Genomic DNA, 539 nt, shown 5'->3' on the forward strand with positions numbered 1-539 from the left:
TGACCCGCTCACCGGCCCGCGACCGGGCACCGCCGCCTGGCGCCGGCGGCAGGCAGGTGCCCCGCGGGAACTCAGGCCAGCTCGCCGCGCAACCGCTTGGCGCGCAGCACGAGCTCCATGGCGAAGCGCATGTCGGGGTCGTCGATGCCGTCGCCCCACAGCTCGCGGATCTGCCGCAGCCGGTAGCGGACCGTCTGCGGGTGCACACCGAGGCGGGTGGCGATCTCGGGAGCGCCGCCCCGGGTCTCCAGCCAGGCGAGCAGTGTCTCGGCCAGACGGCGGGAGTGGGTGGGACCGCAGTCGACGAGCGGCGCCAGCAGACGGCGGCCCAGGTCGTCGATCAGTTCGGCCGGCGGCAGCAGCACCAGCGCTTCGGTGTGCTCGGTGCAGTGCAGCAGGCCGCCGCCGGGCAGCAGGCCGCGTTCCATCAGGGCGACGGCCGACTGCGCCCAGCGCAGCGACTTCGCGGCCTCGGAGAGCGGCACCGGCGGGCCGATGGCGCCCGTCCAGCCCGCCGTGGCCCGGCGCAGCAGCTCGGC

The 539-nt window shown here is 76.3% G+C and carries 1 protein-coding gene; it reads right to left on the reverse strand.

Features of this window, described 5'->3' with window-relative positions:
• Window positions 1-71 precede the first annotated feature (71 nt).
• Window positions 72-539, reverse strand: a 468-nt coding sequence (locus ACYVE9_RS30465) for a helix-turn-helix domain-containing protein (protein WP_461031077.1), incomplete at its 5' end; no start/stop codon positions are given.

The sequence above is a fragment of the Streptomyces sparsus genome (genome assembly GCF_054776295.1).